This is a genomic window from Paraliobacillus sp. PM-2, assembly GCF_001368815.1.
Taxonomy (GTDB): Bacteria; Bacillota; Bacilli; order Bacillales; family Amphibacillaceae; genus Paraliobacillus.
Window position 1 is genome coordinate 1,287,592 of sequence record NZ_CTEI01000001.1, and the last position, 18,861, is coordinate 1,306,452.

General features: G+C 35.1%; 18 protein-coding genes. 8 read left to right on the top strand and 10 right to left on the bottom strand.

All coding sequences use genetic code 11. From position 1 onward, the window contains the following. Positions 1–104 precede the first annotated feature (104 nt). The 6 genes from BN1058_RS06210 to BN1058_RS06235 are packed head-to-tail and all read left to right on the top strand — an operon-like array spanning position 105 to position 1,999. Positions 105–323, top strand: coding sequence for a spore germination protein (locus BN1058_RS06210; RefSeq protein ID WP_090854417.1), 219 nt, complete (start codon positions 105–107; stop codon positions 321–323). Between the two features lie 11 nt (positions 324–334). After that, positions 335–547 (top strand): spore germination protein GerPB, encoded by a 213-nt coding sequence (locus tag BN1058_RS06215; protein WP_090854419.1) that lies wholly within the window; start codon positions 335–337, stop codon positions 545–547. Positions 548–596: 49 nt separating this feature from the next. Next, complete coding sequence (gene gerPC / locus BN1058_RS06220; protein WP_090854422.1) at positions 597–1,157, top strand: spore germination protein GerPC; 561 nt, start codon at positions 597–599, stop codon at positions 1,155–1,157. A 5-nt stretch (positions 1,158–1,162) separates the two neighbouring features. Beyond that, positions 1,163–1,378: a spore gernimation protein GerPD gene (locus tag BN1058_RS06225; protein WP_090854425.1), complete on the top strand. Its 216-nt coding sequence runs from the start codon at positions 1,163–1,165 to the stop codon at positions 1,376–1,378. After that, positions 1,353–1,736, top strand: coding sequence for a spore germination protein GerPE (locus BN1058_RS06230; protein WP_090854428.1), 384 nt, complete (start codon positions 1,353–1,355; stop codon positions 1,734–1,736). Before BN1058_RS06225 ends, BN1058_RS06230 begins: the two co-directional genes overlap by 26 nt. Positions 1,737–1,780: 44 nt before the next feature. Further along, entirely contained in the window at positions 1,781–1,999 is a 219-nt protein-coding gene (locus BN1058_RS06235; RefSeq protein ID WP_090854431.1) for a spore germination protein, read from the top strand. A gap of 68 nt (positions 2,000–2,067) precedes the next feature. On the opposite strand, the gene addA is transcribed toward BN1058_RS06235, so the two are convergent. From addA to BN1058_RS06250, 3 genes are all read right to left on the bottom strand, one after another. Continuing rightward, positions 2,068–5,781, bottom strand: a complete 3,714-nt coding sequence (gene addA / locus BN1058_RS06240) for a helicase-exonuclease AddAB subunit AddA (RefSeq protein WP_090854435.1) — start codon at positions 5,779–5,781, stop codon at positions 2,068–2,070. A gap of 2 nt (positions 5,782–5,783) precedes the next feature. After that, positions 5,784–9,266 (bottom strand): helicase-exonuclease AddAB subunit AddB, encoded by a 3,483-nt coding sequence (gene addB / locus BN1058_RS06245; protein WP_090854437.1) that lies wholly within the window; start codon positions 9,264–9,266, stop codon positions 5,784–5,786. Positions 9,267–9,399: 133 nt separating this feature from the next. After that, positions 9,400–10,059, bottom strand: a complete 660-nt coding sequence (locus BN1058_RS06250) for a TVP38/TMEM64 family protein (protein WP_090854440.1) — start codon at positions 10,057–10,059, stop codon at positions 9,400–9,402. 445 nt (positions 10,060–10,504) lie between these two features. Between BN1058_RS06250 and BN1058_RS06255 the strand changes: the two genes are divergently transcribed. Then, positions 10,505–10,888, top strand: coding sequence for a YhjD family protein (locus tag BN1058_RS06255; RefSeq protein ID WP_090854443.1), 384 nt, complete (start codon positions 10,505–10,507; stop codon positions 10,886–10,888). A 54-nt stretch (positions 10,889–10,942) separates the two neighbouring features. On the opposite strand, the gene BN1058_RS06260 is transcribed toward BN1058_RS06255, so the two are convergent. Next, complete coding sequence (locus BN1058_RS06260) at positions 10,943–11,485, bottom strand: competence protein ComK (RefSeq protein ID WP_255307009.1); 543 nt, start codon at positions 11,483–11,485, stop codon at positions 10,943–10,945. Positions 11,486–11,683: 198 nt separating this feature from the next. On the opposite strand from BN1058_RS06260, the gene BN1058_RS06265 reads away from it, so the two are divergent. After that, positions 11,684–12,154, top strand: a complete 471-nt coding sequence (locus tag BN1058_RS06265) for a DUF3939 domain-containing protein (protein ID WP_090854446.1) — start codon at positions 11,684–11,686, stop codon at positions 12,152–12,154. Between the two features lie 121 nt (positions 12,155–12,275). Here the strand turns inward: BN1058_RS06265 and BN1058_RS06270 are convergent, their stop codons facing one another. The 6 genes from BN1058_RS06270 to hemE all read right to left on the bottom strand — a co-directional run bounded on the left by BN1058_RS06270 (position 12,276) and on the right by hemE (position 18,832). Beyond that, on the bottom strand, positions 12,276–13,448 hold the full coding sequence (locus BN1058_RS06270; protein ID WP_090854449.1) for a M48 family metalloprotease: 1,173 nt from the start codon (positions 13,446–13,448) through the stop codon (positions 12,276–12,278). A gap of 97 nt (positions 13,449–13,545) precedes the next feature. Continuing rightward, complete coding sequence (locus tag BN1058_RS06275; RefSeq protein ID WP_090854452.1) at positions 13,546–14,541, bottom strand: lipoate--protein ligase; 996 nt, start codon at positions 14,539–14,541, stop codon at positions 13,546–13,548. A 96-nt stretch (positions 14,542–14,637) separates the two neighbouring features. Beyond that, positions 14,638–15,378, bottom strand: a complete 741-nt coding sequence (locus BN1058_RS06280; protein ID WP_090854455.1) for an MBL fold metallo-hydrolase — start codon at positions 15,376–15,378, stop codon at positions 14,638–14,640. 43 nt (positions 15,379–15,421) lie between these two features. Then, complete coding sequence (gene hemY, locus BN1058_RS06285; RefSeq protein ID WP_090854458.1) at positions 15,422–16,831, bottom strand: protoporphyrinogen oxidase; 1,410 nt, start codon at positions 16,829–16,831, stop codon at positions 15,422–15,424. Next, positions 16,828–17,772, bottom strand: coding sequence for a ferrochelatase (gene hemH, locus BN1058_RS06290; RefSeq protein WP_090854461.1), 945 nt, complete (start codon positions 17,770–17,772; stop codon positions 16,828–16,830). Before hemH ends, hemY begins: the two co-directional genes overlap by 4 nt. Before the next feature lie 22 nt (positions 17,773–17,794). Continuing rightward, positions 17,795–18,832: a uroporphyrinogen decarboxylase gene (hemE, locus tag BN1058_RS06295; RefSeq protein ID WP_090854464.1), complete on the bottom strand. Its 1,038-nt coding sequence runs from the start codon at positions 18,830–18,832 to the stop codon at positions 17,795–17,797. Between the last annotated feature and the right edge of the window lie 29 nt (positions 18,833–18,861).

Genomic DNA, 18,861 nt, shown 5'->3' on the forward strand with positions numbered 1-18,861 from the left:
TCAATAAATTACACATTAAAACGAAAGGATTAATCCTTTGATTTTCTTTCAATCTAGCACAAATGGGATATTTACTCATAAACTAAAACAAAGGAGGAAGCAATATGCCTGCGATTGTTGGAGCCGTAAAAGTTAATTCCATTGGTGGTTCTAGCATTTTCCACATAGGAGATGTATATATGATGCAACCTTATTCTGATTTAAAAACATTTGCTGGTGGTGGCTCTTTTAATACAGGTAATGGGCTCTCCATTCAGATTAACGAAGCGAATACACAAATAAATGATCAGGATAAATTTGATCAAATAGTCACGAGTCTTTAGGAGTGATTGCTATGCAATGGACTGTTCATCAAACAATTACTATCCAAATGTTAAAAATAGGGAGTATTTCGAATTCTTCTGTCCTACAAATTGGTAGTGCTGGTTCGATACAATCTACAGCAGACTTATATAATACAGGCGAATACGAAGAGCTTGCTGCTCCTGCTGAAATTCAAGAAACGAAACCAGAAGCACCCTTGGTTCCACTATCAGCCTTCAGTTAAATAAATCGTTGATCATTTAAATTTCTTGCGTGCCAGGAGGGATATGAAGATGGATAATGATGCTTGGTATCATTATATAGAACAACTACATGCATATATAAAAAAACAAGATCAAACCATTCGCGATTTGTCGACTAGAATGAACGACCTAGAATCTCAGCAAAAAAACATCCCTTCAAACACCATCATTGAGAAGTTAGAGTATCATTTTGATCAGTTAAAGATTGAACGTATGGATGGAACACTCCATATCGGTTTTACTCCTGAAGATCTTGCAAATGTTGAAGATTTTTCTGTCCCATTACAGCAGAGAAGCAAGCAGAAGAAGCAAGTTGATCCTTTACTTGTTAAATTAGAAGATTATGTGAATGGTGTAGCGCCTAATTTACTTAATCAGATGGCACTAGAAGAGAATCGTCCTATAGATGAAACAAAAAAGGAGCTAATCATTCAAGATATATGTAATCAATTAAGTGAACGGGTATCTTTTTATAAAAAAGAAGCTGAAAAACAACAAATACAACAAAATGTACGTGAACCATTCATTTTTAATAAAGTCAAAGAAGAAATCGATTATGGATTAAGAGAATATTTTAAAAAGCGGGAGTGAAATGAATGAATCTTGAAGTGCATAATTGGGGGTTACATGTAGGAGGCATTGATATAACAGCAATATCTTCTTCCTCTGTTTTCCTTGTAGGAGATAATGATTGTATGCAATTACAGTCCTATTATGATACACCGCCAGAATCGTATATTGTAGGTTCTCTTGTTCCTTTACGTCGTGAGATTGGAGAAGGCATAGATGACACCACGAACATCGAAGGTTAAATTAACACGTATCAATAATATTGTAAACTCATCTATTTTCGAAATTGGTGATGCCTCCATCTTAAAGCCAAGAACGAATATTATCGCCATTCAAAAAGAAGGTGGTGTAGAATCTGATAAGGGTTATTCATTCAGTAATTATCCCCTTTTCAGCAAAACCCTTCCTTCTATACCAAAAACAACAATACAAAAGTCTACCATTAATCATGATCATGCGATCCATGTAGATGCAATTGATATTACTGGGGTTACCGCCTCTTCTACTGTGCAATTGGGAAGTCTAGATACAATCGAAGCTGAATCGAGACTTAAACATATTCGAATTTTACTATCGGATGAACAGTTGAACGAACAATAACATACGATAACTAAGAAGAAGAAGAATTAAAGAAGGTGGATGATATGCCAGCAATAGTCGGGCCAATCAAAATTGTTTCGGTTGGTGGTGGAGTAATTAATTTTGGAGATAGTTTTTATTTATCACCAAAGAGTGCCTCAAAAACAGCGGCAGGAGCAGGTGCTTTTAATACCGGAGATTTCATCAATACAAATAGTGGGTTAAATGCAACAAACACACTTGATCCTGATGCTGTTGATCAAGTAATGAGTGCAAATGCCTAAAGTGGGGTCCACCCCACTTTACATAAAAAAAGATGATTAGATTTTATGTCTAATCATCTTTCTAATTACTAATCTGTTATCTCTATCAGTTTGCTATTAGAAAAGAAATATAAATACTTTTTAACTACCGGTTGTTTCCAAATTTCAGCTAGCGCTTTTGCATATAGATTTAATTGAATGCGATACCGCTCTATTAAGATGCTTTCTTCTGTGTGTTCTTGTATCTGATCCGTTTTATAATCTATTAACATCCAGCCATCTAATGTTGGTACAATCAAATCAATTACCCCTTGGATGAAAACACGCTCTTCTTCATCTGTAGTCCAGTTTGAATAGACCTCTTCTGCTTTTAAAGTTAAACTAAAGGGAACTTCACGGTGTATTTCTTCGCTTTGTAAAATATCAGCTGCAATATCTGTCTTAAAGAATGCTGCAATTGCTTTTACATCAATAGCATCTGCTTGGTTTTGGGTTAACACTTCTCTAGTTACCATCTCTTGAACAGCTTCTTTAATCTCTTCCTCTTTCCATTTTTTAACGAATGGTAGTTGTTGCATAACGGTGTGCATAGCCGTTCCGACTTCTGCCGCTCTTAGTTTTTGTTCTTTTTGCATAAAAGAAGGTCGCCGCGTAATAGGAGCTTTATAATCTTTTATCAACTGCGTATCACTGTAAATGTCCTTTACCTCTCGTTGCCTTTTTATTTCAGTAACTGTCTGTTTTGCTCGATAGCTTGCCGCTTGATTATATGGATAAGAAAATGTGAGTCGTCTTTCTACTTTCTCATCTAATGATTCATCAGTTTTTGATATAGGTTGCCATTCTCTTATTTTCTGTTCTACATTCATTTGTCCATTCTCTACTTCCGTTGTTGGTACACGGTACGTATTCGCATGTTCTACTTGAATATCCCATTTAGACACATCCTCCACTATTAGCGGGGATACTTGAGTCGGTTCGTCATTTCGTAGTGCTGTCGCTTGCTTATGTCGAATAAGACTAGAAGCGACCCAATCCAAATAAGTATTTGTTTCTAAGCGGTAATGTGCAGGCAATACCCATTCCGGATGATTGGTAACTTCTTGCCATTTAGCTAATTTTTTCTCCAAAGATGCAACAGATCCAATCATGACTAACTTCTCTTTCGCTCGAGTGAGTGCAACATATAGCACACGCATCTCCTCTGCCCAGCTTTCTTGTTTCATTTGTTGTTTCAATGCATGATAAATAAGGGTAGGATACATAATTCTTTTTTCTGGATCAATGTATTTACTAGCAAAACCAAGATCTTTGTGTAATAAATATTTTCTTTTTAAATCTTGTTGATTAAATTGCTTATCCATCGCTCCTAAAATAACTACTGGAAATTCAAGTCCCTTACTTTTGTGAATGGTCATGATCCGAACAACATCTTCTGATTCACCTAAAGCCCGTGCTGCCCCAAGATCATCACCGTTCTCCTCCATGCGATCAATTAAACGTAAAAAGCGAAATAACCCTCGAAACGAAGTAGCTTCATAAGCACGAGCTCGATCATATAAAGCACGAAGGTTTGCTTGCCTTTGCCTTCCACCAGGCATTCCACCAACAAAATCATAATAGCCTGTATCACGATAAATTTGCCAAATCAGTTCTGCAAGTGCTTCTTGCCTTGCCTGCTTTCGCCATACTTCTAATTGTGTTAAAAACGTCGTAAGCTGCTTTTGTTTGATTGGATCGGAAACTGTATTTTGATAAACACGTAATGCCTCAAAATAACTTACCCTTTTTTTAGCTAAACGTATTTCAGCTAAATCATTTTCGTCTAAACCTACGATGGGTGAACGTAATACACTTGCAAGTGGTATATCTTGTTGTGGATTATCAATTATCCTTAATAAACTAATCATCACTTTAATCTCTATTGCTTCTAAATATCCACTTGCAATTTCCGCATAAACTGGAATGCCCTGCTTTTTCAGTTCTTCCATAATAGTTGGAGCCCATGTCATTGAGCGCATTAAAATAACAATATCACGGTATTGTAAAGATCGCTTCTGACCGGTAGATTTATCCATTACCTTCATTGATTCTTGATCCTTATTTCCAATCCAACGTTGAATACGATTTGCATAAGCTCTAGCCTCAATTTGTGCTTTTTCTAAATCTTCTAGTGTCTCATCATCTTCTGTAGCTTGGTCTACTTCTTTTGTATCTCGATTAATGACAACAACTTCAGTATTTGGATTTGCTAATGGTAACTGATCATATAATAAATTCCCATAAATTAATTCTGCATCTTGGTCGTAAGTAATTTCACCAACTTCTTCATCCAATAGTTGGCGAAAAATATAATTTGCAGCTGCTAATACTTCTTGTCTACTACGAAAATTCCGTGCAAGATCAATTCGTTTTTGATGGTTTGAAGTATCAGCAAATTCTTTATACTTCTCAATAAACAAGGATGGTTCCGCATGCCGGAAACGATAAATACTTTGCTTTACATCTCCTACCATAAACAAGTTACCTGGGTCTTTTTTTGATACTAATGATAGAATGGTCTCTTGTACTAAATTGGTATCTTGATATTCATCAACTAAAACTTCTGTAAATTTATGCTGTAGTGCTTCAGCAACATCAGAAGGAATGATATTGTCTGATGTCGCTTCTTCGGCTAATAATAGTTGTAAACAATAATGCTCCAAATCAGAGAAATCAACAAGTGCTTTTTCTTTCTTAAGTGCAGTGTAACTTGTTTTAAAGGCTTTTACTAACGCAACCAATTCTTTTATTAATGGATATAATGCCTGCATATCTGCCAAATAAGCAGCTAATTTCCTTGAGAACCAATTGCTTGATAGCTCATTCCAACGCTTTTTATATTTGTTGCGTATGGCTTTTACTTGTTCTTTCTTTTCTTCGCTACATTCTACTTTTTTTCTTGATAAGGCTTTAAATTTCCCTTCGATAAAATGAGTGCGCGTATCTTCCCAACTTATATCTAGCTTTGCCTTTGCCTCTTGAATCATGAGTAAATCTGCATCAATTGCATCTGCATATTGATATGGGCCATCATTTTCTCTCGTTTTCTCTAATGCCTGTTTTGCCTCATTCTGCATGGCATTAAGCTGCCTGTATACATCTTTTTTTAAAATAGCTAACCATGAGATATCTGTTTCTTTTGTTTCTGGTGTGACAGCATACATTTCTACAATTTGATCCAGCCACTCCTCTGGCCATGGATTTTGCATAGCAAAATCATAAAGTTTTAAAATTAATTCTTCTACTTCTTCATCACTACGATCACTAGAAAAGCTATCTACGACAGTGAAAAAGGCTTGTTGCTCATTCGCCTCTCTCCCATACCAATCTTCAAATAAGTCATCAAGCACTTCTTGTCGCAGCAAATCTGCTTCCATACTATCAGCAATCCGAAAACTAGGATCAATATCTAATAAATAAGCATTTCGACGAATTAAATCCATACAAAAAGCATGTAAAGTAGAAATCGATGCTTGTTGCAATAAAGCCAATTGTTTTCTTAAATGAGCAGACTCAGGCGAAACTTCTAAAGCAGATTCTAGCGCCTCGGCCACTCGATTACGCATCTCTTGTGCTGCTGCATTGGTGAAAGTAACAACTAACAGTGTATCAATAGCTACTGGATTTTGTTTATCAATTAATTTCTGAATAATTCGTTCTACTAACACCGCTGTCTTACCAGACCCCGCCGCAGCCGCTACTAAAGTATCTGTACCACTTGTATATATTGCCTGTTCTTGCTCTTTTGTCCACTGCGGCATCATTAATCCTCCTTATGTTTTATTTTTTCTACTATTTCTTCATCTTTTAATTCCTTTAAACGACGGTAATTATTTTCTGGCAATGTCACATCAAATTGACATACCGAGCGAAAGGAACAATAGGTACATGCCACTTGTTGTTTTTGCTGATATGGATTTAATGCCACTCCACCATTACTAATATCAAAACCGGCCTCAACCATTAGTTCCCGTACATAACCTTGTAACGATTTAAAGGTTTCTGAAGTTGCTGTGTTTGAACCACTTCTAAAGTTCCCATCTTTTTTCAAACCTGCCGGAATCATTTCACTCATTCCTGTATCCAAGCTCGTATCCATCATTTTTACAATAGATTCATCTTCTAATAATAAACCTTGCATTTTAAATTTCTTAAATAATTTCTCATCAATCTTTTGTTCGTTTAGTGCATTATTCTCTGATAACATTGGATTATGGACATGGAAGTAAAGTACGCCAGCGGGCTTAGCCTGAAGCCCTAGCCATTGCTCTGCATTGGTTAAGATCACATCTAAATATGCTAGCATTTGTAATGATAATCCGTAGTAAACTTCTACTAGGTTTAGTCCTTTTGCACTTGACTTATAATCAACAATACGTAAATACATAGCATCTGCTTGATTCGCTTGATCTACTCGGTCAATTCTCCCTCTTAATAACAATTCATAACCATTAGGAAGTTGTAAATGCACTGGATCCAATTGACTGTTAGATAACCCAAATCCCAATTCTAACCCAACAGGTAGGAAATTGCTTTTTCTTGATTGTTCACTTAATACATATGTCGCTCTTGCTATAATTCGTTCTAACTTCGTTTTCATATAATAATACCGATTTGAACTATGCAAAATTTGATGTTGTAAAATCGGTGCTAACTTTTCTACAGCACGCTTGGCATAATTTGATGCTTCTTCATGATATACATCACGAAAACTTTTTTCATCGGATTGAATCCACTCAGTGATCTGCTTTAAGGCCTCATGAAATAATTGTCCAATATCAGGTGCATCAAGTTTGTAAGTCTGCCGCTCTGTTAACCCTAAACTATACTGAGCAAAATGCTGATACGAGCATCGATAATACATTTCCAATCTTGATATGCTCGCCTTTATTTGTTTTGGATATAATCTCTCCACTGTTTCTTTCGCTAAATTTGTTGGTCTATTTTGATAAAATAAACTTTGTAAAATAGTATGCGTCTTCCCATTTTTCTCATGATGGTTAACAAACCAATTAAAGACACTCCACCATATCGGATCAATGGGATAGTTTCTTTGATACTTGGCTAACTGCGCTGTTAAAGCTGACCTTGTTTTATTTGGTGTTGTTACAAAGCGATCTGCCTCTTCCATTTCTTCTGGATCTTGCAATAAAATAACTTCTTCTCTTGTACTTGGAAATAAATCGTATATTCGTTTGATTAATGGTGAAGCTATTTTTGCTTTCCCTTCCGTATCACTAAGTGGATAGCTTATCCATAATTTATCAGTAGCAAGTGTAAATGCTAAATAAACATAAAACCAATCATCAATTAACTGTTGTTTTTCACCATCAGCCAACGTTAATCCTTGTGTTCCTAACAACACTCGATCATCCTCTGATAGCACACTATCTATCTTCGGCTTCATTGGCCATGTGCCTTCATTAACTCCTAGTAACAAAGAGGCTTTTATCCCAGACATCCTAGAGCGATCAATTGTACCAATCACTACATGATCCATACTTGGCGGAACATGTGCAAAAGTTAATGTATCAAACCCTGTTTCTAGACTCTGCTGAAATAGCTGTAATGAGATGGTTTCCGGTCCAGTTATTTCAACCATTTCATCTAAAAGTTGTAAAACTGCATCCCAAACTTGCTCTTGTTCCCTTGCTATTTCCAATTCTCCTTCTTGATCGAATTGATCACGGAGTTGTTCTAATCGTTTAGGCACTTCTAACTGCTCCAGCCACTCATATAATGCTATAGCTTTCTCCTCAATCGTTTCTGCCACTCTTAACTGTTTATCTAGCGGGCTCAGTGCCTGTACTACTTGATTTCGATAGTCATTAATTAACTTCTGTTTTTCCTTTTCATAGTCCGTTTGCCCCGCTTGATCAAAGCCCTTAAATCGTTGAAAAACCCATGGATTGCTATCCATCCATTGATTTCTTCCTCGAATACCATATTCAAGTACATAATTCTCTAATGTATCAATGGCATCCATATCAAGTGGATTTGTTTTACTATTTGACGGTATTAGTCCCGTCTTTAGGACACGAAAAATCGCATCATATCGCCAGTTACCAACAACAACATCGATAGCCGAACGAATGCATTCAATCAAAGGATGATGCATCATCGTGCGTTTCTCATCGATAAATGTAGGAATACGATAATCTTTAAATATCGTTTCAATTAAATCATGATATACATCTGTCTCTCTAACAAGTACAGCTATATCTTTATAACGATAGCCTTTCTCTCTTATTAATCGCAAGATCTCTTGTGCTGCCCCTTCGACCTCTGCTCGTGGATGAACCGCTTGTGCTAATTGTATTGTTGCTTCGCTTTGAAAACTTGGTGCTGGCCTAGTATCAAAAAATTTTTCTAAATGAGTAAATGCTGGTTGTAATTTATTAGTATCTTCAACCAACACTTCTGTACTTAATTCCAATCCCAACTCATTTACTAGATCAATCATTGTTTGATACGTTTCTTTCGTTTGTGAAAAAACATCAAAAGAACGTATCGATTCCTGGGGTATTTGGTCTAAGGTAAGCGTGATCGTAGTATGCTTTGCCTGTTGCATTAAAGCACTAATTACTTCTTGCTCTTGTGGTGTAAAACGATGAAAGCCATCAATATAAATATCTGCTCCTTGTAAAAAAGCGATCTCAGGAATTTTCTCCACTAATAAGGTAAGCTGATCTTCCTGATCAATATATTTACCTTTTAGTACATGTACTAGTCTTTCGTAAATATAATATAAATCTTCTAATTTCTTTTTTAATCCTATTTCATCAGGTGTTAAATGTTTAAATCTCTCCATCTCTTCCAATTGTATTGCAAGAAGTTCTGGTGTTATTCGATAACGCTTAAATTCGGTAATTATTGCTTCTATTTGTTCTATAAATCCGTGCTTTTCCATTGATTTTTGAAACATCTGCCAATCACTTGTGCGTTCCTCTACAATTTTACGAAGCATCATCTGTGTGCCTGTTGAACTAATAAATTGTCTTGTTGCACCTCCAGCTTCCTGTAAGACTCGCCAAGCTAATCTCGAAAAACTTAGTACTTGGGCACGAATACTTCCGTGTACATCATCTTGTAATAATGCATATTCTTGTTGGAAAGTCATTTGGTCCGGCACTAAATAAATAATCGCATTTCCTCTAGGGTTTTGTTTTAATTTATCTTTTATTTCTGTTAAGCATTGATTGCTTTTAGATACAGTTGCATTACCTATTAAAAAACGGACACTCATTTCTTATTCTCTCCTCATATACTTCAATCGATTGTCTGTTCGCTTCTTCTATTTTAACATGGTTAATGTAGAACAACATTGTTTGTATAGTAAAAAATAGTAGAATAGAAAAAATTCCACTCTACTATTTCTATTAATTTTCTTCTTCCATTTGTCTTATTTTATCTCTTTTACGCAACCACTTTTCAATTAATTTCCCAACTATCCAAAATAATGAAATACTAATGCCCACTATAATTGTTTTGACTGGATTTTGTGCAAAAGAAGCGATACTGCTACCTACATATGCAATAGAAAAAATCATTACTGTTTTCCCTAATAATACTGCTAGTGCAAACTGATAGATATTTATTTTAGATAATCCTGCAACGGTATTAATAATCGCTGATGGTGAAAAAGGAAAACACATGAGAATAAATAAAGGGCCAAAACCATGACGCTCTAACCAACTTGTTACTCGTTGCACTTGTTTGTTCCGACGAATCCAAAGGAAAAAACGTTTATTTCCAAGTTTTCGAATGAGTAAAAATACAGACATTGCACCAATACTTGCTCCTGCCCAAGATAATAAAAATCCTTCCCACAATCCATAAGCAGCAGCATTTGTAAATACAAATACAACTAAAGGTAGAAACGGGAGGAATGCTTCAATAAACGGAAGTAATAGTCCAGGTAATGGACCAAAGCTCTCATACGTTTTTAATAATTGTTTTAGTACAATATCATATTGATCAGCTGCTATTAATTGTTGGATTTCATTCAATGTTATTGCGTTGCTGCCTATTACATACATATATCATTTGCTCCTCTATCGACCAACTACTTTTCTATACATTATTTGACTAAATGGATCCGATCATTCAAAGGCAGTTCACGTTGCTTTGCGGGTATTTTCGCTTTTCTTAATCCAGCTCAAACACCCAGCAACTAGTGTAACTTCCTTCACCTCTGTACGATAAGTCAACATCGACTCTTTTCTATCGTCGTGTTTCCTTTATCTCCTACGGTTTAATCCAGTTCATACGTTGCTTTGCGGGTATTTTCGCTTTTCTTAATAGTATTACACTTTCTATTTTAATGTAAACCATTGTGCTTGCCTATCTTTTCCTTATTTCTTTGTAATTTTAATTTTTTTACAAATTATTATACATACCTTATTTTCAAATAAGGTATAATAAAGTATAATAGAACAAACGTTCGTTTTTGAGTGACTTCTTTTTATTAATAGGAGGATTTACATGCGTTATTTAACAGACTCTGAATATGCACTTGGATCTCGATTTCTTTTTCTATCAATGGCTATTACCGTTATTCAAAAAGATTTGATTTCTTTTGAAAAAGAATCCAACATAAAAATTAAAGAACCTTATACAGAGTTGTTAAAGATAATGGAGAATCGAGCATTGTCAGAACGACAACAGCTTAAAAAATATATGGCAAAGCAAAAGGTACAAGTAGTAAGCTTAGACAAGACAGAAACCTTTTCTTCTTATATATATATTTGTCAAGGCAGAGAGGAGAAGCGAAGTTATTTTAATCCTACCATTCGGAAAAAAGTAGAGAAGATTATCCGTGAGTTAATGACACATGCTTTGTCTTATTTTGAGCAACCATCAAAGTAAACAGAGCCCGCAAGGACTCTGTTTACTTTTATTATTACAAATTATGTCCTTCCATTACGTGCAGATATGATGGTAATGATCATCATCATCTTTTCTGTAATATCTTATAGATTTTTTTTTGAAATGGATTCTTTCTTCTAAGAGGTAACGAAATTGAGCAGTTCGTTGAAGTTGATTTACCATAGAACCATAAGAGACATCTAAAGTGATGGAACTTCCATTTTTAAATATAAATTCGGTTCTATTTTCAGGTGCCTCGTGAACACAATTTACATAGGAGTGAGAAATCCAAGAGCAAAATGGGTGTTGCGGGGAAACTGTTGGGAAAAAGTACATTCCACATAATGGATTGATTGAAATAGGTACTTTATGTTTGGCATTTAAAATCTTACGAGCACTTTCTTGCCTTCCTTGTAAAGTACTTCCAAAATACTGACAGGCAAAATCAATTAAACTAATAGGAGATTGTTTTACATAATTGATAGCTCCATTGCTCTCAATCACTTGGGATATATAGTTACCATCCACTTTTTCGGCAATAATAGCTACAGTTATGGGGTTTATTTCATATTCCTTTTTTATTTTGTTTTCTTTCATAAAATCAGCTCCTTATTTCATTATTGTTTTTTAAAATTATCAAATACCCAAAACATGTATATAATATACTATAAGTTTGTAAAAAATGGTACTATTATGGAGATTTGTACCTAAAATTGTCACATTTATATTTTGTTACCGTTTTTTTGTTATACTATGGATAGAATGAAATATAGTAAAAAAGGGGGGAACCATGTAATGTGGAATCCTTTTAAAAAAACAAATAAAAAGGAAACGGCGAATAAAAAACAGGAATATTCAACGATTGATATTTCTTTAGAAGACTTAAAGCATGCCATCCACGAATATGGTATGCAACTTCCAGACGAAATTCCATTGAGTGTGCTAGTTAAAGATGATTTGACCATTGACTACAAACTACTTGCTCCCATTTTAAAAGGTATACCAAATAAAACATATTATATGTCTCGAGAAACATATGAAATCTTTGAAGAAAAAGATAAACAACTTGCGATTGACTATGATAATGTTCAACGTGCAGTTGATAGTTATATGCAACAAACAAAAGAGCTCCCCATTATACATGGGGATCCCTTTAAGCGAGTAAGTTATCATAAATTAGAAAAATTAAATTTATTAAATTATCGCCCTCATCGAGAATTTTATATTACAAATGAAGAACATCTAATTACCAATCAACGCCCTTAAAGTATTATTGAAACATAACATTAACGCCTTACTTACTCAGTTTAGCCTTTTAAGTAATCGAGTAAGTAAGGCGCGAAGGAACCATGTATTCAAACTGCCATATTATCTTCAAATCAGCCGCTTATTCATTCATAGCACGCTTTATTCTTTCGATACGATCAAGCATTGGCGGATGACTATATCGCATCCATTTTACAAAATCTAAAGGTTCGATATCACTTTTTGATTGGACTGCAATACGCTTATATCCATCTAAAGCAGGTTCTAAATCTTCTGTATGTTCAATCGCATACTGATCAGCTTGTTTTTCCATCTGACGAGAAACAAACAAAGACATTGGTTCTCCAATAGTTACAAAAATCAGGACAATAAACAATAAAATTGGTATGGCTTGAATATCACTTAACTTATAATAAGGGTACTTCTTTTTCATAATCCAGTGATAGCAACGAGCAATAAAAAAAAGTAATAGCAAAGTAAACAGAATATATCCAGTTAATCCGATATACACGTGATGCATCGTATAATGACCAATTTCATGTGCTAGAATAAATAATATTTCATTCTGGTTAAGTTCATTCAAAGTAGTATCCCACAACACAATTCTTGCATTTCCAAAAATCCCAGTAACATAAGCATTAAACGTTGAAACTTTTTCACTCATATCCACTGCTAAAATGGTCGGATCTATTAATCCAGCATCCTCTGTTAATTGCTCAATAGCTGTTCGCAATGCTCCTTCTTGTAAAGGAGAAAAATCTTGATATAGAGGGTCAATTAAAACTGGTTGCACATAAACAACGATAATAGCAATAGGAAGAATAAACAACCACAAAACAAAATACCATTTGTTCGTCCACCTTTTAATCACTAAACGAAAAACAAGGAGCAAAATCGTGAGAATAAAGCCTAGAAAAGCAAAATCTAAGGTTTGATCTTGGAACCAACTCAGAAGGGATTCATGACTAGTTCCTGCACGATGAGTAACAATAAACCAGACAATATCAAAAAGAATTTGTGATAATTCATAACAAAATAAAAGTAAATAACTCACAATAATGGTCTCTGACCAAAAATTGTGTAAATGAAATTTTATTTTCCACGCTTTAATCCAATTATTTTTTATACATAAAAAAAGAAGCAAGAAAGGAATTGGAAGTTTACTAAAATAAATGGCATGTGCAATTGCCGCATAATTAGAATCATCAAATGAAACGAGAGGATATGCAAAGATAAAATAGCTAAACACTAAACCTACATATAATAAATAAAAGAATATCACTTTTTTGTTCATTGTCTTCGCTCCTATGGAAAACAAATTAATTTAGACGAAATAGAGAGTTGCCTAAAAAGACAACTCCTAGTAGTTATACCATCTGTATAAAGTGAGCTTAATAAATTAAACCTATAAATTGTTCCTTTGTGATCTTCCCTAAATAATGTGGCACATCTACATTCACTAACGCTTCCTCTAACGCTTGGCGTTGATATTTTGCACCAACTAAGCTCTCCTCTATGACATTAACGTCTCCAATGCCAAAAAAGTCACCATAAATTTTACAATTGTTAATGGTACCTTTTGTAACATCTAATCGTACATCAACTAAACCAGAATCAAATTTATGTGATTTCTGAATATCAAATGCAGGTGATTTCCCGTAATTCCAATCCCACTGTTGATAACGTTCTTCGGATAATTGATGGATCTTTCCCCAATCTTCTTCTGTCAGCTCATATCGAGGGACATCATTAATATCTTCTACATTAAAAATATATTTTAGAATATGTTCTTTAAACGCATCCATTGATAATTTTCGTTCCATAAATTCAGAAATATTAGCCACACGACTACGAATAGATTTAATACCTTTCGATTTAATTTTTTCAGCATTTACGTTTAATGCTGAAACAACATGTTCAATTTCAGAATCGTACATCAATGTTCCATGGCTGAACATACGACCACGCGTCGTGAACTGCGCATTTCCAGAAATTTTTCTACCGTCTGCCACCAAATCGTTACGCCCTTTTAATTCAGCAGGTACACCTAATTTTTGAAGTGCTTCTACAACAGGTTGCGTAAATTTAGCAAAATTATGAAAGCTATCTCCATCATCTCTCGTAATAAAACTAAAATTTAAATTCCCTTCATCATGGTAAACCGCACCACCACCAGAAAGACGACGGACGACTTTAATGCCTTGATCTTCAACATATTTTGTATTGATTTCTTCAATCGTATTTTGATTTTTCCCAATAATAATGGAAGGCTGATTAATATAAAACAGTAAATATGTATCTTCTTCCCCAAAATTTTTAAGCACATATTCTTCAATGGCTAAATTAATTTGCGGATCTGTAATTCCTTGATTATCAATAAACTTCATTAATCCGATAAACCTCCTTTAGATTATATTAGTACAAGTGTAAAACAAACAATGGAGAAAGGCAATTTCTAAACAATAAAGTTTGTTAATAATATGTTAAGAGGAAGAAGGTTGCCATTGAAATCCAGACTCAGCTAAGTTTATTTTGCCTTGGTACACACTTGCTGCTTCTTTTTTTAATTGTTTCCTGTCACCAAAATGAGGATGATGACTTAATAATAAATGGCTAACACATGCCTTTTTTGCTATTATCGCAGATTCTTCACTTGTCATATGTCCTGCTCCTGTTGCATTCTGTCCTTTATAAAAACTACAATCTGTAATAAACAAATCAGCATTTTTGGCAAACGGAATAAAAGTATCTTGATAACTTGAATCTGCGGTATAAACAACTGTAGATTCTCCATCCGTAATACGCATTGCATAACATGGTACCGGGTGTTTTGTTCTTAAAAAGGTAATAGTTAATGGCCCAATATCCACTCTTTCATTAGGAAAATAAGCCATCCCTTTTGTTGCTTGATGGTTAAGTTTAGCAAATGCCTTTTCATCTTCACAATGCCCATATATCGGTAGCACTTTTTTTGTATGATGAATCGCATTTTGAACAAGAAAATGGTATTGTAGCACACCAAGATCTGCAATATGGTCTTGATGATAGTGTGAAACAAATACAGCATCTAAGTCCATAACTGTTGTATACTTCGGCAATTGTGCCAATGCCCCACTACCACAGTCTAATAATAGCTGATATCCATCCTTTTCAAGTAGATAACAAGAGGTTGCACTATCAACCTCAGGATATGCTCCCCAAAAACCAACAACAGTAAGCTTCATCTATTCACCTCATTTTAGATGTCCCCTATAGATCACGAGTTATCTAACATTGTAAATAACGCAATATATCTTCCATTGCTTGCTCTCCTTGACTTATACAATCTGGAATACCAATTCCTTTGTAGGAGTTACCTGCAACAAATACGCCAGGTAACTGCTCTGCCATTGCTCGAGATAATTGATCAAGACGTTGTAAGTGGCCCACTTCATATTGTGGCATCGCCTTTTCCCATCGTGTCACAACATAAAACTCAGGTTGATCAGTGATACCCATGATTTTCTTTAAATCATTTATAGCAATAGAAGCAATTTCTTCATCACTTAACTGAACTACCTCTTCGTCTCCTGGCCTTCCAACATAACATCGTAATAATGCTTTGTTTTCAGGCGTGGTCTCAGGCCATTTTTTATGTGTCCATGTACAAGCAGTAATACGATAATCACTATTACGTGACACAACAAATCCTGTTCCATCTATATCTTGTGGAATAGCTCCTCGATCAAATGCCATCGCAATGTTAGCAACAGAGGTTGCTTTAATTTCTCCAAAATCATCCCAAAAATCAAATTGATTAAACATACACTTTGCTTGAGAAACAGATGTAGTCAATGCTAAGCTATGTGCAGCTTGAACCTCACCATTATCTAATAAAAGATGATAGTTGGTTTCTTCCTTTTCAATTTGCTTTACTTTAGTAGATGACATAACCTGTACAATAGATGGATCAAAATGCTTTTCAATTTGTTCGACAAGTGATTGTAATCCATGCTTTAAAGAATAAAATTTACTAGTCTTTTTCGTAGTTTGCTTCCATCTATCTCCTATTGTCTGACGCGCACCTTTTATTAAACTTCGGTGTGATTGCTCCATATTATAAAATTGTGGGAAAGTAGCCATAAGGCTTAGCTTATCAATATTACCAGCATAAATACCAGACAATAGCGGTTCAATTAAATTTTCTAATAGTTCGTCACCTAAATGATAGCGAAAAAATTCACCTACCGATTGATCGGCCTTAGGTTCTTTCTTTGGCAAGAAAAAGTCCCCTAGCATGCGTAACTTTCCTGCAAACGAGAACATGTTAGATTTCAAAAACGGGGATAATTGAGTAGGTATCCCCATAAACGCACCGTTGGGCATTTCATTCAATTGGTTACCAACTAAAACGAATGCTTTTCCAGTGTCATTTTTAACTAGTTGTTCTTCTAAGCCAACATGCTGCACGAGCCGTGCACCTGCTTCTTTTCGAATTAAAAAGGAATCTGGTCCTCGCTCAATGGTAAATCCTTTTTTCCTGTATGTTTCAATTTTTCCACCTAATTTGTCTGTAGCTTCTATTAAGGTCACTTTATATGGTAATTGTTTTTGCTTAATTGCTTCTTGTAAATAGTAGGTAGTGGTTAAACCCGTAATACCACCACCTACTATAACAATATGTTTAGCACCTCTCATACTTGATCCTCTTGTTTATGCTTTTTCCATACAACATCCGCCAAGGTTTTAATAAAACCTGATGCTACATTCGGCATTGGTGGACGATAGTATGCAGCACCTAATTCATCGCAAACTACTTTGCATTCATAATCATTATCGTAAAGCACTTCCAAGTGATCGGAAACAAAACCAACAGGAGCATAGACAAAGGTGCGGTAACCTTGTTCTTTATACAACTCTTTTGTTAAATCTTGTACATCAGGACCGAGCCATGGATCAGGTGTATTTCCTTCACTTTGCCATCCAATGGCGTAATTTGTAATACCAGTAGCTGCTGAAATTAATTTAGCTGTTTTCGCTAATTGCTCTGGATATGGATCACCTTTTTGAATAATTTTTTCTGGTAAACTGTGTGCAGAGACAACTAGCACCGCTTTATCTTTTTCAGATTCAGTCATTTTCTGGTATTCATTATCAATAACTTCTGCCCAATAATTAATAAAACCAGGCGCATCATACCAACTTTCTACAGAATGAAGGACCGGTTTACCATGTTTCTCTGACTCTTTTTGAGCACGTCCATTATAGGATTTAACACTAAATGTCGAATAGTGTGGCGCAAGAACAATAGATACTGCTTCTTCTATCTCATCTTCTGCCATCTGTTTCACCGCATCTTCAATAAATGGCTCAATATGTTTTAAACCTAAATAAGGAACAAATTCTACTTCATCTTGCATCGTGTTTAACGTTTGAGTTAATGCATGTTTTTGTTGATCAGTAATTTGGGCTAATGGAGATATACCACCTATTGCACGATACCTATCCGTTAAGTCTTGCAACATCTCTGGTGTTGGTTTTTTTCCGTGACGAATGTCTGTATAATAACGCTCAATATCTGCTTCCTCATACGGTGTACCATATGCCATTACAAGTAATCCTACTTTTTTCTTAGTCATGAAAAACACCTTCCTTAGCTAATTATTGTTTCAATGAATAGGTATGAACCAATTGTGTCAGTTTCTTTAATGTTTCTGGCTTGATTTCTGGTGTCACCCCATGTCCTAAATTAAACACATGATTTGGATGACGCTTTCCTTGATCTATTATTGCTTTTGTTCTTGCTTCAATGGTATCCCAATCGGATAGTAAGATAGCTGGATCAAGATTTCCTTGTAACGTTTTTGATACACCTGAACTTCTTGCTTCACTAATTGACATTCTCCAATCTAAACCGAGAACATCGATAGGTAGATCATTCCATTCTTGAATCAAGTGACTGGCACCTACACCAAATAAAATAAGTGGTACCCCTTCAGCTTGCAATGCTGAAAAAATTCGTTGCATGACTGGTTTAATGAACGTACGATAATCACTATCAGATAATGCTCCTACCCATGAATCAAATATCTGAATCGCTTGTGCTCCTGCACGAATCTGGGCTTTTGCATAAGTGATTGTCATTGTTGCAAGCTTATCCATTAAAGCAAACCATGTAGCATGATCTTTATACATCATAGCTTTCGTTTGATGATAATTTCTAGAAGGTCCTCCTTCAATCATATAACTAGCGAGTGTAAACGGAGCACCACTAAAACCTATTAATGGTACATCTAATTGCTCGGATGTTAACAAACGAATCGTTTCTAGCACATATGGTATATCACTTTCTGGATTAATCGTACCTAAGCGATCTACATCATAAAAGCTACGAATTGGTTGATCAATAACGGGACCAATACCTGACTTAATTTCTACATCGACACCAATAGCAGGTAAGGGAGACATAATATCTTTATATAAAATAGCTGCATCTACTCCGTATTGTTCAACTGGTAATCGCGTGACATATGCACACAATTCAGGTTCATGAGTAATTTCGAACAAACTATATTTTTCTTTCAATTTACGGTATTCTGGTTGTGATCTACCCGCTTGTCTCATAAACCAAACCGGTGTATATGCAGTCTCTTCTCCTTTAAAAGCTCTTAAAATTGTATCATTTAACTGTTTACCCACAAACGTCACCCTTTAATCATTTTTAATTA

What these genes read in the sequence shown, in the direction of transcription:
- BN1058_RS06255 (WP_090854443.1), top strand. Translation starts at nt 10,505, where the DNA reads ATGCGTTATTTAACAGACTCTGAATATGCACTTGGATCTCGATTTCTT.
- hemY (WP_090854458.1), bottom strand. Translation starts at nt 16,831, where the DNA reads ATGAGAGGTGCTAAACATATTGTTATAGTAGGTGGTGGTATTACGGGT.
- addB (WP_090854437.1), bottom strand. Translation starts at nt 9,266, where the DNA reads ATGAGTGTCCGTTTTTTAATAGGTAATGCAACTGTATCTAAAAGCAAT.
- BN1058_RS06270 (WP_090854449.1), bottom strand. Translation starts at nt 13,448, where the DNA reads ATGAACAAAAAAGTGATATTCTTTTATTTATTATATGTAGGTTTAGTG.
- BN1058_RS06235 (WP_090854431.1), top strand. Translation starts at nt 1,781, where the DNA reads ATGCCAGCAATAGTCGGGCCAATCAAAATTGTTTCGGTTGGTGGTGGA.
- gerPC (WP_090854422.1), top strand. Translation starts at nt 597, where the DNA reads ATGGATAATGATGCTTGGTATCATTATATAGAACAACTACATGCATAT.
- BN1058_RS06215 (WP_090854419.1), top strand. Translation starts at nt 335, where the DNA reads ATGCAATGGACTGTTCATCAAACAATTACTATCCAAATGTTAAAAATA.
- BN1058_RS06265 (WP_090854446.1), top strand. Translation starts at nt 11,684, where the DNA reads ATGTGGAATCCTTTTAAAAAAACAAATAAAAAGGAAACGGCGAATAAA.
- BN1058_RS06225 (WP_090854425.1), top strand. Translation starts at nt 1,163, where the DNA reads ATGAATCTTGAAGTGCATAATTGGGGGTTACATGTAGGAGGCATTGAT.
- addA (WP_090854435.1), bottom strand. Translation starts at nt 5,781, where the DNA reads ATGCCGCAGTGGACAAAAGAGCAAGAACAGGCAATATATACAAGTGGT.
- BN1058_RS06280 (WP_090854455.1), bottom strand. Translation starts at nt 15,378, where the DNA reads ATGAAGCTTACTGTTGTTGGTTTTTGGGGAGCATATCCTGAGGTTGAT.
- BN1058_RS06230 (WP_090854428.1), top strand. Translation starts at nt 1,353, where the DNA reads ATGACACCACGAACATCGAAGGTTAAATTAACACGTATCAATAATATT.
- BN1058_RS06210 (WP_090854417.1), top strand. Translation starts at nt 105, where the DNA reads ATGCCTGCGATTGTTGGAGCCGTAAAAGTTAATTCCATTGGTGGTTCT.
- BN1058_RS06260 (WP_255307009.1), bottom strand. Translation starts at nt 11,485, where the DNA reads ATGAAAGAAAACAAAATAAAAAAGGAATATGAAATAAACCCCATAACT.
- hemH (WP_090854461.1), bottom strand. Translation starts at nt 17,772, where the DNA reads ATGACTAAGAAAAAAGTAGGATTACTTGTAATGGCATATGGTACACCG.
- BN1058_RS06275 (WP_090854452.1), bottom strand. Translation starts at nt 14,541, where the DNA reads ATGAAGTTTATTGATAATCAAGGAATTACAGATCCGCAAATTAATTTA.
- BN1058_RS06250 (WP_090854440.1), bottom strand. Translation starts at nt 10,059, where the DNA reads ATGTATGTAATAGGCAGCAACGCAATAACATTGAATGAAATCCAACAA.